Source organism: Pedobacter sp. CFBP9032, from assembly GCF_034045265.1.
In the GTDB taxonomy this organism is placed as follows: Bacteria; Bacteroidota; Bacteroidia; order Sphingobacteriales; family Sphingobacteriaceae; genus Pedobacter.
In genome coordinates this window covers 239,669-255,403 of the sequence record NZ_JAXCWE010000005.1, presented here as the reverse complement: position 1 = coordinate 255,403, position 15,735 = coordinate 239,669, and the positions used below count along the sequence as shown (strand labels likewise).

Annotated in this window: 16 protein-coding genes; 10 read left to right on the top strand and 6 right to left on the bottom strand. The window is 33.8% G+C overall.

Annotation, left to right across the window (positions count from 1 at the left end; translation table 11 throughout):
* Window positions 1-2: 2 nt before the first annotated feature.
* The 3 genes from SOM16_RS11810 to SOM16_RS11800 all read left to right on the top strand — a co-directional run bounded on the left by SOM16_RS11810 (window position 3) and on the right by SOM16_RS11800 (window position 2,078).
* A complete protein-coding gene (locus SOM16_RS11810) occupies window positions 3-905 on the top strand; it encodes a restriction endonuclease (RefSeq protein ID WP_320464204.1) in 903 nt (300 codons plus the stop codon).
* A gap of 117 nt (window positions 906-1,022) precedes the next feature.
* Window positions 1,023-1,436 carry a hypothetical protein gene (locus SOM16_RS11805; protein WP_320464203.1) on the top strand — a complete coding sequence of 138 codons (414 nt, stop codon included), beginning with the start codon at window positions 1,023-1,025 and terminating at the stop codon, window positions 1,434-1,436.
* 36 nt (window positions 1,437-1,472) lie between these two features.
* The gene (locus SOM16_RS11800) at window positions 1,473-2,078 is read left to right on the top strand and encodes a hypothetical protein (RefSeq protein WP_320464202.1); all 606 of its coding nucleotides are present in this window, start codon (window positions 1,473-1,475) and stop codon (window positions 2,076-2,078) included.
* 161 nt (window positions 2,079-2,239) lie between these two features.
* Here SOM16_RS11800 and SOM16_RS11795 read toward each other — a convergent pair whose 3' ends face one another.
* Window positions 2,240-4,684: a hypothetical protein gene (locus tag SOM16_RS11795; protein ID WP_320464201.1), complete on the bottom strand. Its 2,445-nt coding sequence runs from the start codon at window positions 4,682-4,684 to the stop codon at window positions 2,240-2,242.
* Window positions 4,685-5,417: 733 nt separating this feature from the next.
* On the opposite strand from SOM16_RS11795, the gene SOM16_RS11790 reads away from it, so the two are divergent.
* Genes SOM16_RS11790 through SOM16_RS11770 form a run of 5 tightly spaced genes read left to right on the top strand, consistent with a single transcriptional unit; the run spans window position 5,418 to window position 8,866 of the window.
* Window positions 5,418-5,918 (top strand): translesion error-prone DNA polymerase V autoproteolytic subunit, encoded by a 501-nt coding sequence (locus SOM16_RS11790; protein WP_320464200.1) that lies wholly within the window; start codon window positions 5,418-5,420, stop codon window positions 5,916-5,918.
* Window positions 5,902-7,164, top strand: a complete 1,263-nt coding sequence (locus tag SOM16_RS11785) for a Y-family DNA polymerase (protein WP_320464199.1) — start codon at window positions 5,902-5,904, stop codon at window positions 7,162-7,164. Before SOM16_RS11790 ends, SOM16_RS11785 begins: the two co-directional genes overlap by 17 nt.
* Window position 7,165: 1 nt before the next feature.
* A complete protein-coding gene (locus tag SOM16_RS11780; RefSeq protein WP_320464198.1) occupies window positions 7,166-7,615 on the top strand; it encodes a hypothetical protein in 450 nt (149 codons plus the stop codon).
* A gap of 13 nt (window positions 7,616-7,628) precedes the next feature.
* A complete protein-coding gene (locus SOM16_RS11775; RefSeq protein ID WP_320464197.1) occupies window positions 7,629-8,348 on the top strand; it encodes an SOS response-associated peptidase in 720 nt (239 codons plus the stop codon).
* A gap of 35 nt (window positions 8,349-8,383) precedes the next feature.
* Window positions 8,384-8,866 carry a hypothetical protein gene (locus SOM16_RS11770; RefSeq protein ID WP_320464196.1) on the top strand — a complete coding sequence of 161 codons (483 nt, stop codon included), beginning with the start codon at window positions 8,384-8,386 and terminating at the stop codon, window positions 8,864-8,866.
* Between the two features lie 194 nt (window positions 8,867-9,060).
* On the opposite strand, the gene SOM16_RS11765 is transcribed toward SOM16_RS11770, so the two are convergent.
* The 4 genes from SOM16_RS11765 to SOM16_RS11750 form a co-directional block, all read right to left on the bottom strand.
* Window positions 9,061-9,561 carry a hypothetical protein gene (locus tag SOM16_RS11765; RefSeq protein WP_320464195.1) on the bottom strand — a complete coding sequence of 167 codons (501 nt, stop codon included), beginning with the start codon at window positions 9,559-9,561 and terminating at the stop codon, window positions 9,061-9,063.
* Between the two features lie 470 nt (window positions 9,562-10,031).
* Complete coding sequence (locus SOM16_RS11760) at window positions 10,032-10,289, bottom strand: hypothetical protein (protein WP_320464194.1); 258 nt, start codon at window positions 10,287-10,289, stop codon at window positions 10,032-10,034.
* A 385-nt stretch (window positions 10,290-10,674) separates the two neighbouring features.
* Window positions 10,675-11,340 carry a hypothetical protein gene (locus SOM16_RS11755; protein WP_320464193.1) on the bottom strand — a complete coding sequence of 222 codons (666 nt, stop codon included), beginning with the start codon at window positions 11,338-11,340 and terminating at the stop codon, window positions 10,675-10,677.
* A gap of 252 nt (window positions 11,341-11,592) precedes the next feature.
* On the bottom strand, window positions 11,593-12,318 hold the full coding sequence (locus SOM16_RS11750; RefSeq protein ID WP_320464192.1) for a hypothetical protein: 726 nt from the start codon (window positions 12,316-12,318) through the stop codon (window positions 11,593-11,595).
* Window positions 12,319-12,488: 170 nt separating this feature from the next.
* Here SOM16_RS11750 and SOM16_RS11745 point away from each other — a divergent pair, with 170 nt between their 5' ends.
* Window positions 12,489-12,722 carry a hypothetical protein gene (locus SOM16_RS11745; RefSeq protein WP_320464191.1) on the top strand — a complete coding sequence of 78 codons (234 nt, stop codon included), beginning with the start codon at window positions 12,489-12,491 and terminating at the stop codon, window positions 12,720-12,722.
* Window positions 12,723-12,988: 266 nt separating this feature from the next.
* Here SOM16_RS11745 and SOM16_RS11740 read toward each other — a convergent pair whose 3' ends face one another.
* Window positions 12,989-14,740: a lysophospholipid acyltransferase family protein gene (locus tag SOM16_RS11740; RefSeq protein ID WP_320464190.1), complete on the bottom strand. Its 1,752-nt coding sequence runs from the start codon at window positions 14,738-14,740 to the stop codon at window positions 12,989-12,991.
* 95 nt (window positions 14,741-14,835) lie between these two features.
* Here SOM16_RS11740 and SOM16_RS11735 point away from each other — a divergent pair, with 95 nt between their 5' ends.
* The gene (locus tag SOM16_RS11735) at window positions 14,836-15,735 is read left to right on the top strand and encodes a ComEA family DNA-binding protein (RefSeq protein WP_320464189.1); all 900 of its coding nucleotides are present in this window, start codon (window positions 14,836-14,838) and stop codon (window positions 15,733-15,735) included.

Below are 15,735 nucleotides of genomic sequence, written 5' to 3'. Positions count from 1 at the left end.
TAATGTCAAAGTCCCAATCAAAAAAAATAGCCGAAAAAACTATCTATGCAACTTTCAAAATTTTAAAAGAAGCTGGTGGAGAAATGCGAGGAAAAGATGTTGTAGATGAAATAAGAAAGACGATTACTTTCGATGAATATGAGAGTTACCGTTATACGAAAACAGGGTATATTCGATGGGAATCAATATTGCACTTCTATACAATTGATTGCATGAAAGCTGGCTTTTTACGTAAACAAAAAGGTATATGGATATTAACACCAGAAGGTGAAAATGCAATTGATTTAGGTGCTGAAAAACTATTGTCGACCGCTACCAAATTGTATAGAGAGTGGGATGGTAAACGCAAAGCTGAAACTGTAGAAGGCGATATTGAAGAGATAGAAGATTTTACAAAAGATGATGCTTCCCAAATTCAGCAATCTCTGATCAGTCAATATGAAGATGAAGCTTCGAATGGTATTCGCAATTTTATTATCAAGAAAAATCCTTATGAATTTCAAGATTTGGTAGCTGAATTACTAAAAGTCATGGGTTATTTTATTTCTGATGTTGCCAAGCGTGGTGCTGATGGAGGCATAGATATTATCGCATATACCGATCCCTTAGGTACAAGACAACCTCGAATAATCGTGCAGGTAAAACACCGCCCGAATGATTCCATATCATCAGATGAAGTGCAGAAATTGGCTGGAACTCTTAAACGTAATTCTGATGTAGGGATTTTTGTTACATCAGGAACGTTTTCTAAGCCAGCTATTAAAGAGGCACGCAATTCGAGGGAGCACATAGAATTAATTGATTTTGAACGTCTTATAGCGTTATGGCAAAATTACTATTCAAAGTTGACGGATGAACAGAAGAACTTCTTACCGTTGCATCCAATCTACTTTCTTGGGGAATAATTTATACCTATTTAATCGATTAAAAATATCTACCTATGAATAATTTAACATATCATTGGATACCAATTTATTCATAATGAAAACAATGATCAAATGCCGTTTTATCAATTGAAGACTATGAATAATGATGCGAAACTAATGTTGATTTATAGTACTTTGAATATCCCTTATTTTAGTCTCCAATTTGATGATTATGAATTACCATTATTTGGTAATGGTTTTTTTAACGGTGACTTAAACATTCCATCGAAAGGTCAAGTCTGTTCTCCGAAGATAAGTGGGCAAGGTTGGAGTATAGTTGGTGATTTTGAAAAGGTTGACCTGAATTATGACATATTTATTTATCAGTTAGGATTCTTTATCGCTGAACCTAATGATACTAAAAATAATTTTTCGGTCAAACTTCAGCCTGAACCGACAGACAAGTTAAAGCTTTTAGGTTTCAAGACTAAAATGCAAAAAATCATACCTCGTGATTCAGAATTGTGGAGGTTCTTGACTGAAAATAAAAAATATGGATTTTGGAGCTAAAAGAAATTATTTAATTTATTCTTAATCAAAGATTATATGTTAATAAACCTGAGTAATGAAGCGATAATTGGAATAGCTGCAATAACTGTTTCTATTTTAATCCCAGTTTTCATTTTTTACTATAGAAAATATACAACAGTTGCATTTTTTTTTATGACTATCGAAGAAACGATTATTGAAAAGAAAGATGCTGAATACCCAATCGGTTATAGGCTTACTCCCGATGAGCTGATGAAGATGAATAATATATATGGAAAACATTTCTTGTGGCAGGTTACCTTAAAAATCAATATAGTTAACCAAAAAGGTAATTATGCCTATCAACCTTCATTTGACTTCCTTGGGTTGGATTCTTTTGAGATGATTTATTCAAACCTAACTTTATCGGACATTTTTGAACCTAATAAGAAGCATGAAGCAATTTTTATTTTCAACGCTAAAAAAATAGATTTTGCCAAACCTAACGTTCAGGATATTAATGTCTCACTTGGATTTTCAAACTTCGGTTTAGTATTTAATTACCTTGATACAAATAAGGTTTTTAGGACAATTACCTTAGAGGTTTCTGGTAATCACTTCGTTCCATCTCAAAAAAGGGAGTTTGAACAGTTAGTCCTTAGAGATTACTCAAAAATAAATTAATTATCCATGCCAAAAGGATAAGGTTTGTGGGTTGAAAGCTCAAAGTTTTTTAACTTTAATCACCATTCTCACCGATTTAAATCCTATTCTTGCTCGGCGTTCCGCCGGAAATACAATGGGGATTATCCAATTTTAATCCCCATCGTTGCAATTACCGTTGGTTACGTGATTGTATAAGTCGCCTGATCTATTGGAAGATTGCTATAAAGTTTTATTTCTACATCGTTCCAAATGAGCCGACCTCTATCTACAGCTTGAATTATTTCCCCTTCAACCAATTCCAAATGGATTTGCCGCAGCGAGGGATCTTCGAATGTATGAAACCTGAATTCCTTGTTTTTATACTTAACAGTTTGTTCAGACATAGTAAATTCTTTGACCTCTAACCCGCATATCTTCGCTATGAATTTGTAGTAGTAATTATTGTGGTGGGGAGTTCCTACCACTGAAAATGGTAATCCTGACAAAATGTTCGATCCTCTAACTCTTCCAAAATGCATTTCCTTGCAAGGATTTTCAAAGTAATCTTTCAAGTCTTTAAAAGTTAAGCATAGTTCTTTCCCAACCATTGAAGCTATCTTCTCATGGTAGTTTTTTAAGCCCACTCTACTGCAGCTTCTGTTCGTGAATTGTTTAACCGTACCCTTATACTTCACGTTTTTTATTTGAATTATTTCTAAACGATCGCCAAGTAGATTCTTCCATAGTTGAGTAGGAGGAGTTGCATCGGCAATAATTATTTTTTTGTTTTTCGGTAACTGTTTAACGTGATTCAAAACATAATGAATGTAGTCACCCTCCTTAATGTAAAATTGAGATTCCAGGAATTTAAACAGATTAGTCTTAATATCAAGATAGAAACCAATGTTTTCAATCCTATTTAGGAGATCTGAGAAATCGGGTGTATCGTAACATTCATCCTCAGAGGCATTTGCAATTAATTCTTCTATTATCGATATTCCTCCTTCTGATATTGAAAACTTTCGCAAATCATCAATGGAAACTTTTTTGATTTCCAATAGATGCTGCAGAGGGTTTTCATCAAACACAAGTGTTTCATGTTGATATTCTGAAAATATGGCTCTTGTATGTGTCGTAAATATAGTTTTGTTCAAGCTTGCTTTGCTGCTTACAAGCGAAAGTTCATCAAGATAAGATTTGGCTTTTTCTATATCATCCTTAGTGACCTTTCCTATGCCAACCAGACTTTTCTTTGTGCTTGCAATTTGTTTAATCAAATTCATGACTTGGTTATTCCTACCGATTGAAAATAGTTTTTCTATTTGTACATTTATTGCAGTTGAAAACAAACCCTTAGATGATGGGGTAATTATTTTATCTTCAGGCTTTAAGCTCGATGAATCGTACTGTTCCAGTTTTAATTCATTATCTGGAAATGCCATAACTATACCTTGAGAATTTTTTAATCTTTCTGTTTTTCCTAATCCAGTAGCAACTTCCAATAAATAAACTTTGTTATTATCGTTACTCATAATGTAATCAAAAGCATTATTGAGTCGTTCAGTAGCTTCTATTTGAGAAATAGAAGTTTGCTTTGCTGATTGATCGATAATCTTCACTTTTCCACGTTTTCTTATCAAGTCTGATAACGATTGAAATTGATTGTTTCTATCACTTTCAAATGGAGAGAAATCAGTAAATTTCATTGGTGCACACGGAGATCTCTTCAAATAACTTATTATGTCATATTTATCACGTGAATAAGCCTTATTCTTTCCAATACATTCCTTAAATAATTTTGTACCACCTTCCAAATGAAGTAGATTTGAAGCTATACCTACCAATTCACCATGAATGAGTTTATTGCCCTTTTCTTCAGTGCCCCGTCCTTCGTAAAAAACTTTGAACAACTCACATTCCATTAAATCCTCTATTTTCCAGTTTTTAACGGTAACAATATCATAGTTTTCATCTTCTTCCAAATGTGTGCAATTATCACCTTTTGTATAAGAATATTTAATAGGATTGTAGGAATTTGCACAGATTTTTCTTTCCACCTTAGCTATTGGTAGCAAGCTTCTGGGCTGACATCTATCTCTGGAATGTATTTTATGGTTGGCAAATTCTAATATGGAGTAAACAGAAGTAACATTATCTAACTTGCCTTTGAAATGCGTTTTGTTTGTTCCTAACCAAGCACGAGCTGCATCTAAAGCATTTCTATCTGATTTTCGCTCAAAAATCTCATGAAATGCTTTAGCAATATGTTTGGCTAATTTCGGATCTTGAACCTCTCCATCCATTACAAAGTAAATTCTAAACCGTTCCTCAACTGCAGTGTGCCTAAAAGTGTAATGACCAAAATTGTACATTATTCCAAAATCTTCAACGATGGCGTTAACTTCATCAAGGGTGATTGTGCCGTCAAAATCAACTCCGAATATTTGCTGAGTGATGAAGTTCTTGGTATCTCGATGGTGATTTCTATAAAGCGATCCGCTGATTGATTTGCCTTGTGTTAAATGATTAATGAGGTCATTAATATCAGTTCTAATAGGCTCAAATCTGAGAGTTCCTGTTACTATATCGTCAGGCTTAGAGTTGAATTTTCTGTCATTCTTACTGTATAATATATTAAACTCCATATACTAATCCCCCCTCACTTATTTCCAATAAAAGTCTATCTAAAATGCCCGAGACAAAATTTCGGATCAGAGCTTTTTTATTAAGATTTTTCAAATCCTTCGGTTGACCGATATAATATTTTATGCCATTACACGTGCAAGCATAAGTATTGAATAGTAGAGTATGATCGCCAAATTCAGAAGTGTTAGAGGCTTGAAATATTACCATTCCCTCTTCAGGATTGATAATGGAATAATCGAAATGGGAGTTGAGCTCCTGGGATAATCTCTTAATGAGATCTTCAAATGTGATTTTGTACATAAAGTTTATTTAATTAATGCATACTTATCCCCATTAATCCTTTCGGATCATTGCCGTTTTAAGGGCTGGGGTATTACTTAGTATGGCTAATCGAAAAACTTCATGTGCCATGACGGTCTAAAACCGTGAAGTTAAATAGGTAGGCTGGTAGAGCTGTTCCTTATTTAACCTGGTGCAAATATCAAAATTAAAAATTAGAAAATCAAATTTATTTTAAAATAAATAACTGTTAGTCAGTAACTTAATTTTGCAGATTAGAAGAAAAAAATTAAATCGCACAATTGCGACCGTTCCTCTCTAAGTAATAAATTTCTACAGATTAGAAACAAAACATTATAAGCAGGATAACTACTCATTGCTCGCTAATAAGAAATTTCTACAGATTAAAAATAAAAACTTAGAGCCAACTTAATCACGGCTCAATCGTAACAAATGTTTAAAATATATTTTGGTTTACTAAAAATATTAGTATTACTTTGTGGTATGATCGAGATGGAGATTTTTAAAGCAGACGAATCACATGCGATGTTGCCGTTCTTCAGCACTTGTATACAGGCTGGTTTTCCCTCACCAGCCGATGATTACTTGGAAGGCTTGCTTAGTTTGGATGACATTTGCATGACAAATAGGGAGACTACTTTCTTGGGTCGAGTGACTGGGAAATCACTTCAGGATATTCATGTGTTCGAGGGCGATATTATGGTGATAGATAAGTCGCTTAAACCAGAAAATGGTGATTTGGTTGTTGCAGTTATCAATTCAGAATTTACTGCAAAATTTATTTCAATCACAGGCAATGATTTTTTTCTTTATCCTGCCAATAAGAAATTTAAACCTATACGAATTGCTGAATTCGATGATTTCAAAATTTGGGGTGTGGTTACTCGAGTCATACAAGATGTAAAGGGGAGATACAATGTTGGCAATTATTGACTGTAACAATTGTTATGCTTCATGTGAGGAAATCTTCGAGCCCAAGTTAAAGGGCAAGCCGATTATCGTATTAACCAATAATGATGGGCAAGCCATTGCAAAAAATCAACTGGCAAAATCCCTTGATATCGATTACGCAGTTCCGTTCCATCAGCTTAAGCCCACACTGGACAAATTTGGTGTTGTTGCACTTTCTTCTAATTATACTTTATACGGTGACATATCAGCACGTATAATGAGAATGCTGCATTCATTTAATCCAGATATGGAGGTTTATTCCATTGATGAAGCATTCCTGAACTTTGATTCCTTTAAGCACTTTGATCTTGTTGAATATACAAAGGAAATTAGGCGTAGCATTTTACAGGGGATTGGTATGCCAGTGAGCATTGGATTGGCTAATACGAAAACACTGTGTAAAGTCGCAAATCGCTACGTAAAGAAACACTGTAGAGATGTCGGAGTATTTGCTATCGATACTGAAGATAAACGCTTAGAGCTTCTTAAATTGACTCCCATAAAAGACATATGGGGCATAGGTAGCAAACTATCAGCTCGATTAAATAAGTTAGGTGTTCAAACTGCTTATGAATTGAGTTTGATTAAACCAGATTGGGCAAGGAGAAATCTTACCATTGTTGGAGAAAGGATGATCAGAGAATTAAATGGTCAAAGATGTATCGATTTAGAGTACTTACCTAAGCGTAAAGATATTATAGCCTCTCAAAAATCTTTTGGTAAATACACCGATAACCATCAATACATGCAACAAGCTTTAGCAACTTACACCAGCAGGTGTGCTGAAAAATTAAGAAAGCAAAATAGCGTTTGTGGTCAAGTTCAGGTTATTGTGCAGACTAATGCATGGAACTTCAAGGAAAAACAATACTTCAATTCAATTACTTGCAAATTGGATATTCCAACATCTCATACACCAACTCTCATAAAATTTGCTATTAAAGGTTTAAAGGCAATCTATAAAGAGGGTTTTGTTTATAAACGTGTTGGTATCATGTTAATGGATTTGAGAGATAGAAGCGATGGTACACAAAACCTTTTCGTTCAGGAAGATCGACCAAGAAATGATAAGCTGATGAAAGTAATAGATAAACTAAATAAGCTCAATGGAACAAATTCATTAAGGTTTGGTACTATGGGTTATAAAAGCGAGGAATGGAAGATGAAACAGAATCACCTAACCAGATGTTATACAACACGTTTGACCGATCTAATTAAAATAAATTGATATGACTACAAGAGAATTTGATATCTATACTACCGATTTTAAAACGCCTCATAAGGTTAAGTTAGAACAGATTGATGAAGTGTACATGGTTTATCTTGATGGCGAGCAAATAGGTTCGATGGAAATTGATTTAGGAGCTGAATTTGGTTTCTCGAGTGACGATGAAAAGGTAAAGCCTCTAATTGAAGATATTGCTTCTCAATTACAGCAATCTACTTTAAGAGAGGGCTTTCCGATAGTGTTGAAAGAAATCTGGGGAGAAAATATTATTTCAATTGGATACAATAATTACGAAACGTTAATGGTGGTTGTTCATCCAGATATCGATATGCAAGAGTTTGGAAGTGTAATCCAAGATTCCATTTACGATATTGTATCATTTGATGAGAGACTTAACCTTATACTCTCTAAAACAGAGGGTGGTGAGGTTTTTGAAATAGGAATAAATTAACTAAATTGAATTTATGTGTTACAGAACGACCCAACTGACATTAATTAAAAAACTTGGTGATTATTACAAAGCACCTGTTGTGAAACCAGAAGATATCGAGAATCAAAAAATCTTATATCAGGCGAACGGTTTTTCCCATCCACAATTGGCAACCTTAGTCAATAGCGATGGTAGGCAAATGAGATTGTTGCAATGGGGACTTATGCCAAATTGGAGCGGTAAGTCGCTTTCAGATATGTTAAAACATAGCAATAATACACTAAATGCTAAAGTGGAAACAGCGAGAACATTACCAAGCTTTAGAGATGCTATTAAAAACAAAAGGTGTATAATACCAGTAGAAAGCTTCTTTGAATATAAACACATTGTTCATGGTCAAACCAAGGAAAAAGAACCTTATCTGATTCATCCAAAACAGCAACCATATTTCAATTTAGGTGGTCTTTATTCCCACTACAAGAACCCAGAAAATGGGGAGTGGATTTCGACATTCACTATTCTTACTCAGCCTGCAAACGAATATATGGCAACAATCCATAATTCAGCTAAACGTATGCCAATGATGTTGAATGATGATCTAATTGATGATTGGATTAACCCAGATTCACCGACAAGTTTGGTTGATGAAATTATGAAATATAGTTGTGATGATTCATCATTATCCGCATTCAGGGTAAGTACTGATTTAATTAAAATGGGTAATTCTCCCGATGTGCTAAAATCAATAGATTAATTTTAACTCGTTTAAAAAAAAAATATTTTCAAACCATGATAGTTCGATCAATGAGCGTCCATGAGATTCATAACGAACTATTTAAGGATCTGCACAGTATTCAAACAAAGGTTGATATTTTTAAAAAAGATTTCGGAAGAAGAGTTCTGAAAGCGAGTAGATTCCCATATACATATGCATACGATTGTCTTTCGAGAGAAAAAAACTTGCTTGTAATATCATTCACGGTTTTAAAACGTAGCCAGTGGGACAACCCCATTTTAGGTTTTTATGGTATTTACAATCGCCCAGATGGAAAATATGCCGCAGCGTTATCGTTGGAGGCAAACAAAAGCATGATATACCCACCACATTTTTTTAAACGGTATCGGGAGCGTTTGGTTAAGGATGACTCGTTATCAAGTGATGCAATTATCCGTTTATTCTTTAAAAGGCAATGGGGTATTATACAGGCTGTTGTAGATGAAAATTTTGAAGCGGTTTTCCATAGCTTCGAGAACACGAGCAAAGAAGAATAGGTTGGTTTTGTTAGTGCCTCATCGGAGGGTTACTGTTTCGGTGAACAGCAAGGCAATGTAAATATAATCAAAACGATCATTTCTGAAGAACTGCTTTTTGAAGATCAAAAACCACTTTTTCACAAGTTAAGAACTGAGCTTAATCATTTGGCGAACAAATTTTTTAAGTTACCAGCCAGAATATAAACCAAGCATCAATTGATTCCATAATGAGTTTTTATATAGTAAGCTGCATAGATTAAGATTATACCAATAATCACCCCAATTATAACTTCTCTTAAATTTTTTAAAACCCAGTTTTCTTTCTTTTCCTCATTAGTAGTATGCGTATTTGTTACTGAAGCTGAATAATTGTTTCCCACGTTCACACCATGACCAGCAAAGTTATTAATGATTGATGAAGCTTGAACCCCTGGCGCAGTATTTTTCTCTTCTAATTCAAGCATCAAATTCGTATCGTTCATGAAAGCATAACCTTCATCAGTTAGTTTCAGAACTGTACCATTACCAAGTGGTTTTACAGGGCTTATAACAAATTTTCTACTTTTTAAATACGTGTAGACTTTATCCGCTTCATCTCTATCAATATCATACTTATCCGCTATCAAGTACAACTCTTGATATTCTGGGTTGTGATAGTTTTCCCAAAGGTATCTAAATATCAAGTCAGCATTGTGACGTTTTTGATCGTTCATAATTTTTGGAGCTTTAATTTAAGTTGATTAATGGTGCATCGTTCAGTAAAGTTAACCTTAATAAATATATTATTCAGGTATTAGTTTAGAGAGAAATCACTATTTAGCTTTTGGTGTTCTAAGCTCAGTTAGCATCCTGTTAACTATTTCATCACGTGTTTCTGTGAGTTCTGCATATCTATTTATGAACCTTTCCGTTGATTGATCATCAAATTCAATTTGGTAATGTGAACTATAAACCTGACCGCACAAATTCAATATTTCAATCATTTGCTTTACGTGGGTTTTTGCAATAGCAAATTGACCATCATCAAAAGATTTGACTTTAAATGGATCACCTTTTTTATCAAGATGAGCAAAAGTTGAATCCTGTAGCGTTTTAATATATTTTATGTGAAAGTTGGAATTATATAATTCATCAATCTTTGCTTTAACAGTATCATAATTTTGATATGATGGATGAACCTTTTTTATTTCTCATTCAATTTTGTGAGTGAACCCCAATGATCTGTTTTTCTTCCATCATCACCTTCTAACAGCTTACAATATTCAAGTATGAAAATATACATTAATCCCATATGGTATATCCTAAATAGATGTTGAGAAACAAAACGCCATTCTTTTTCTTGCCTTACTTTATATAGTATTGCAAGCTCATCAACTACTATATTCAAGCGATGCAAGCATCCCATTACATGGGAAAAATTTTTGATTTCTCTTTTATCCAAATCCGTATATAAGTATAAATGTATGTTTATGGTTGTGTTTATGCTTAAGTTATAATTAAGCTTTGTATCATTAGATGTTTAATATTTTCATAGGATTTTTCTACAAATACATTATATATTTAACAATGATAGCATTTGAAGCTTCCTTGAACTAACCACGTATATTCGAGAAGACGTTTGAAGTTCACGACCAAATAGAAGTCTTTCAATTCTATGTTAAATATAATGGGTAATTTGTATGTGTGATGCCTTAGATCATAACTCTTCTCCAGTCATCTGTAGATTTATTAATCAAAATAAATAAAATAGCAGTGGTGCTTCATATAACTTTGTAAATAAGTATAAGCAAGGAATTCCCACTACCTAATCCCATGCAATTAAATATTTAGTTAAATATAAAATGATTATATTGAAAGTCCTTTAAATGACCAGGCTCAGGACTTCTTGTCGCTGCATATAAGAGTACTAATTCAAATTTCTTTCCATGTCCTTCCACAACATTCATTAAATTATCTGCTGAATGAGTATTTGGAAATGTTGTAATCTGAAAACCATGGTTTATCAAATTAGCTTTCAAATGAATGTATGCAAGTTTGTATACACAACAAATTCTTTTAATAGACTGCGTTTGAATAGCATAAATAAGATTCTTGTTTTGTAACACATCTATTAATGGTATTAGGTCAGCATCAGCAGTTCCTCCAGGAATATTCCTATCAATCTTCGCAAAGATATCCATGAAGCCTATTTCTTTATCATTGCAAAATCTCATTTTCCTCTGCATATTTTCGATAAATGTTTCATGATGGTTTCTATTAGCTGTTTTTTTTAAAGGAACAAATTCATGATCATTCTCGAAGATATTGTCAAAGCGATTCCACAAATGATTGCGTTCAGAGGAATAATAAAAGAAACCACCTCCTTTGGTTTCATATTCTGCTTGAGGTGGGAAAGTGCCCATTATTAAAACTTTGGTGTTTTTCGGTACGTAACCACCCGTAACATTAGTAACTGGTGTTTGATAATGGGCATAGGGATGTATTTCTGACATTTTTATTAGCGTTTTTTATTAAGTATAAGTGATATTTTTTTTACTAACAAGAAATATTTAATCTTTTTTAATTAGACAATATACTTGCAGCTCTACCATTCTGTGAGATAAAAATCAGGAAAGCAACAACCACTAAAACAGCAGATGTTTACATCACTAAATCAGTAAAATCAGAGGTTTCAGGTTTGTCAAGGGTAAAGGATAAATCAAAGGTTGTTCAATCAGATTCTAAGGCTGAAAAGGATGTTAAGATTATAAATTATTTAATAGTGATTGAATCTCTTTTGGTATTCTTCCTACTACTCTTTCTGTTTTATCGTAAGTAATCAAGCAACAGGTTGATAGTTCGGATGTTTTAATTATGAAAGCAATGTCCTCAATATTGTCTATTTTAAAGGTAAACGCTTCGTTGTTGGGATTATGAATGTAAAATCTATATTCATGTTGATTTTTAAATTTTAGATCTTTTTGAAAAGGATTTCTTTTACCTTCATAGGTTGATAAATCTGTGTATTTAACAAAACCGCTGGTATTAAAGCGTTCCAATGATTTAAGTTTATTAAATATTCTTTCTTGAAGTTTGTTTACATCAGTTATCACAACACAATATTCACCCAGTTTATCAGTATCCACTTCAATTGGAATGCATCGTTGCGTACCTACAAAGTCGAAAGTATATAAACAGTAAATATTCCCAGCTAAATCATCATCCCTAAGTTTTTTTACCAGATGAAATTCGCTATCAAGAATTTCTTTGATTTTATTTGTGGTTTTATCAATTACAGCTATTCTAAGGTCTGGTGCATTTTTGATTTCAAAAATATTTTCATACGAATCACAACGACCGACTTCATCTACTTGGTTTGCAAACCAATGAAGATTGCCACAATAAATGTTTCCATTTTCAAGTAGGTCTTTCATGTATTGTTCTTCACCAAACTTTAAAAAGACTGGTGCAGTGTACTTGTTATTTTCCATATCTAAATATAATAATCTTGTTAATGAGTTTAATAATGATGGTGTTAAGTGTGATAGCAAGTTGCTCAAGGTGATGACCAATAATCCATTTTCGGGCTATCTTCAAATTAGCGATGCTAAATTTTACAGGTGATTTGGTTAATTCAAATCGAAATTCTTAAATTGGAATTATGGAAACAGCGCAATTTAAACGGATCAGGGAATTTGCACTAAAGTTTGTTAAACCAATGACTGAAAGAATGGATCTTGAAAAAGATTCTATTCAAATAACCACCACTTTTGAAGATAAAACCATTTTATTTATTGTTTGCGGTATTGAGAAGGATGGAATAAGGGCATGGGAACTATCATTTCTTAACCAGCCAAAGGATGAAAATTTTCAAATGGTAACAACATTCTTGTAAGTATGATGATGAAAATTAGTTGAAAAATCTCTGTTTTTCTTATATAAAAAAAGGGAACAAAAAGGGAACGCCACTTAAACTATCAAAATTATTATTTTCGAAAAGTGCTTAAATTGGCTTGAAATGCAGATTTGATAACGCTCAAGTAATAACAATTTAACATGGTCACCTTACTTTTGTGGCATAAATTACTTGGTTAGTATTTATAAAGTTTAGGTTAGTTGATAAGAAAAAACCCAGATGGATGTCTGGGTTTTTTTGCTTTTCTATAAATTCTTGCCAAGTTTTTCGATCATTTCGGGTGGGATGTTGTGGGTATCTACCACCAGGAAGCCATCCAGACAATCTGAGAACTTTGGATCAATATTAAAGGAAATAATTTTAGCGTTTAGATTCATATACTGCCTTAACAACACAGGAATTTTAATGTGAGAATTTTCAATATCGCCAATAATGCTATCCAGATCTTTAAATGATTCACTGCTATCTACTAAGGTATCAGTAGAAATGGGCAGCAAGTCGGCCTTAAATTTGTTTCTCGGTTTAACATATTTGGCCATTTCATAGTCGAAATGGTTTTTAGTAATGTAATTCACAATTAAAGCTTTACTAAATTTAGAAAAGTTATTGCTAATGCTTACCGGCCCAAACATGTAACGGTATTGCGGATTGTCTAGTAAATATTTTAAAATGCCTTTCCATAGCAAAAACAAGGGTAGCGGTTTACCCTGGTATTCTTTTCTGATCCATGATCTACCCAATTCAATACCCTGTTTCAACATTGGGTAAAACTGATCTTTTATTTTGAAAAGTTCAGAAAGATAGAAACCACGGCGGCCCATACTTTCTAAAATCTCATCACCTTTACCAATGCGATAGGCACCAACAATGTTTTCCAGATCTCTATCCCAAATAAATAGGTGGTTATAATAAATATCGTAGTTATCAAGGTCGATTTTTTTGTTGGTTCCTTCGCCAACCTCGCGGAAAGTAATTTCCCTCAACCGACCAATCTCCCTTAAAATATTTGGGATTTTTAAGGTAGGCACGATATATACTTCATAATTTTTCTCTGTCCAAACCTTAAAATCTTCGAGTGTTTCTACTTCGCTTTTGATTAATACCCTGGAAGTTTCTTCAATTACTTCCGTAGGTTTTTTCTTTATTTTAAAGAGTTTCAATGGATTGAAAAGTTTCTTTTCTTTATCTAATCCAATACCCAGGGCATAAGTACGGGCCCTTAAGAAGTCCATCAGCTTGTTGCTACTGTTCATGTGTGATACTTCAGCGGGCGCAATGGCTTTTCCAATTCTTACCTGAATGGTTAAACCTTGCTTGTTTAAAAATTCGGAAGGGAGTTTAGCCGTCCTTAAAGTAGGATGAATAAAACTTAAAATATTAAACAACACACCATTATTGCCATGGAAGTAAATCGGTACCACTGGAACTTTTGCTTTTGCAATCAATTTACCAACTACCGGATGCCATAAACGATCGGTAACCTGTTGTGCATCTAGCTTAAAAGTAGAAACCTCGCCAGCAGGGAAAATGCCGATAGGAGTTCCGCTTCTTAGCAGATCAAAAGTTGTTTTTAAACCGCTGATGCTGGAAGAATGCTGAACATTTTCAAAAGGGTTAACCGCAACGAAAAACTCATCAAGATTAGGTATTTTCTTTAAGATGAAATTCACCATCACCTTTGCATCGGGGCGAACGGTACATAAAAGTTTAACCAGGGCCAAACCTTCAACCCCACCATAAGGGTGATTGGCTATGGCAATGAACGGACCTGTTTTTGGGATACATTTTAAGTCATCTTCATCAAATTCGATAGAGACACCAATAGTTTCGAGTATTTTATCTACAAATTCTAAGCCTTTAAAATGTTGGTTTTGTGCAAAAACATCGTTAATGTCGTTCAGCTTCATAATTTCCATTATCAAACCGGCTAAACCTGGTACACCGAGTTTATCTATCTTAGTTGCTTTGGCAAACTCAGATGTAGTAATGATCTTCATATAAAATTCTTAGGTTGTTGATCTGCAAAACCTAGTTCGTTTTGCAATCCCAAAAATAAGATTTATATTCAAATAAAATGTCATAACATTTATCGATGAGAATTTGGCTAAATAAATACTTCAGCTTCACTAAAAGTGAATTCAACGGATTGATAGTTTTGCTTTCCATTCTCTTTCTTCTCAAAATTATACCTTATTTATATTTATATCTTAGGCCTGTAGCGCAGGATGATCCAAATCTTATTGCGCAAATTCAGAAAATAGAACTTACAGACGAACGCAATTTTTACGATGTTAAAGAGAGGATTGAGCAGGCGGGAACGATAAAAGTAGTGAAACTCTTCCATTTTGATCCCAATACTTTAACCAGTAAAGGTTGGCAAAGTTTAGGGTTATCGCCTAAGCAAGCACAATCCATCGTAAATTACACTCAAAAAGGCGGAACTTTTCGCAAGCCTGAAGATTTGCAGAAAATGTACACCATCTCAGCTGAACGCTATGCAAGGCTTTTGCCGTTTGTGAAAATCGCTGCTCAGGTACCCAACTATCCTCAAAATATGTTGCCTGGTGAAAAGAAGGCGTTTGTAAAAAAGGTTTTCCAGGTTGTAGATATTAATACTGCGGATTCTGCAGGGCTTGATGAAATTAAAGGTATAGGAGGGGCTTTTGCCGTACGGATTTTGAAATATCGTGAACGTTTAGGTGGCTTTCATCATAAGGAACAACTTATGGAAGTTTATGGATTAGACTCTACAAAATACCAGGAAATTAAGGATCAGATTTCAATAAGTAGCGTTGCACTTAAAGTCGTTAATGTAAACACAGCGGTATTTGATGATTTGAAGAGAAATCCTTACTTATCATATAAGCAGATTAATGCCATTATCCAATATAGAAAGCAGCATGGAAATTATGCCGGGCTATCCGATCTAAGTAAAGTTCTGATTTTAAACCAGGGTATTATTGATAAAATTGCACCTTATATTTCTTTTTAA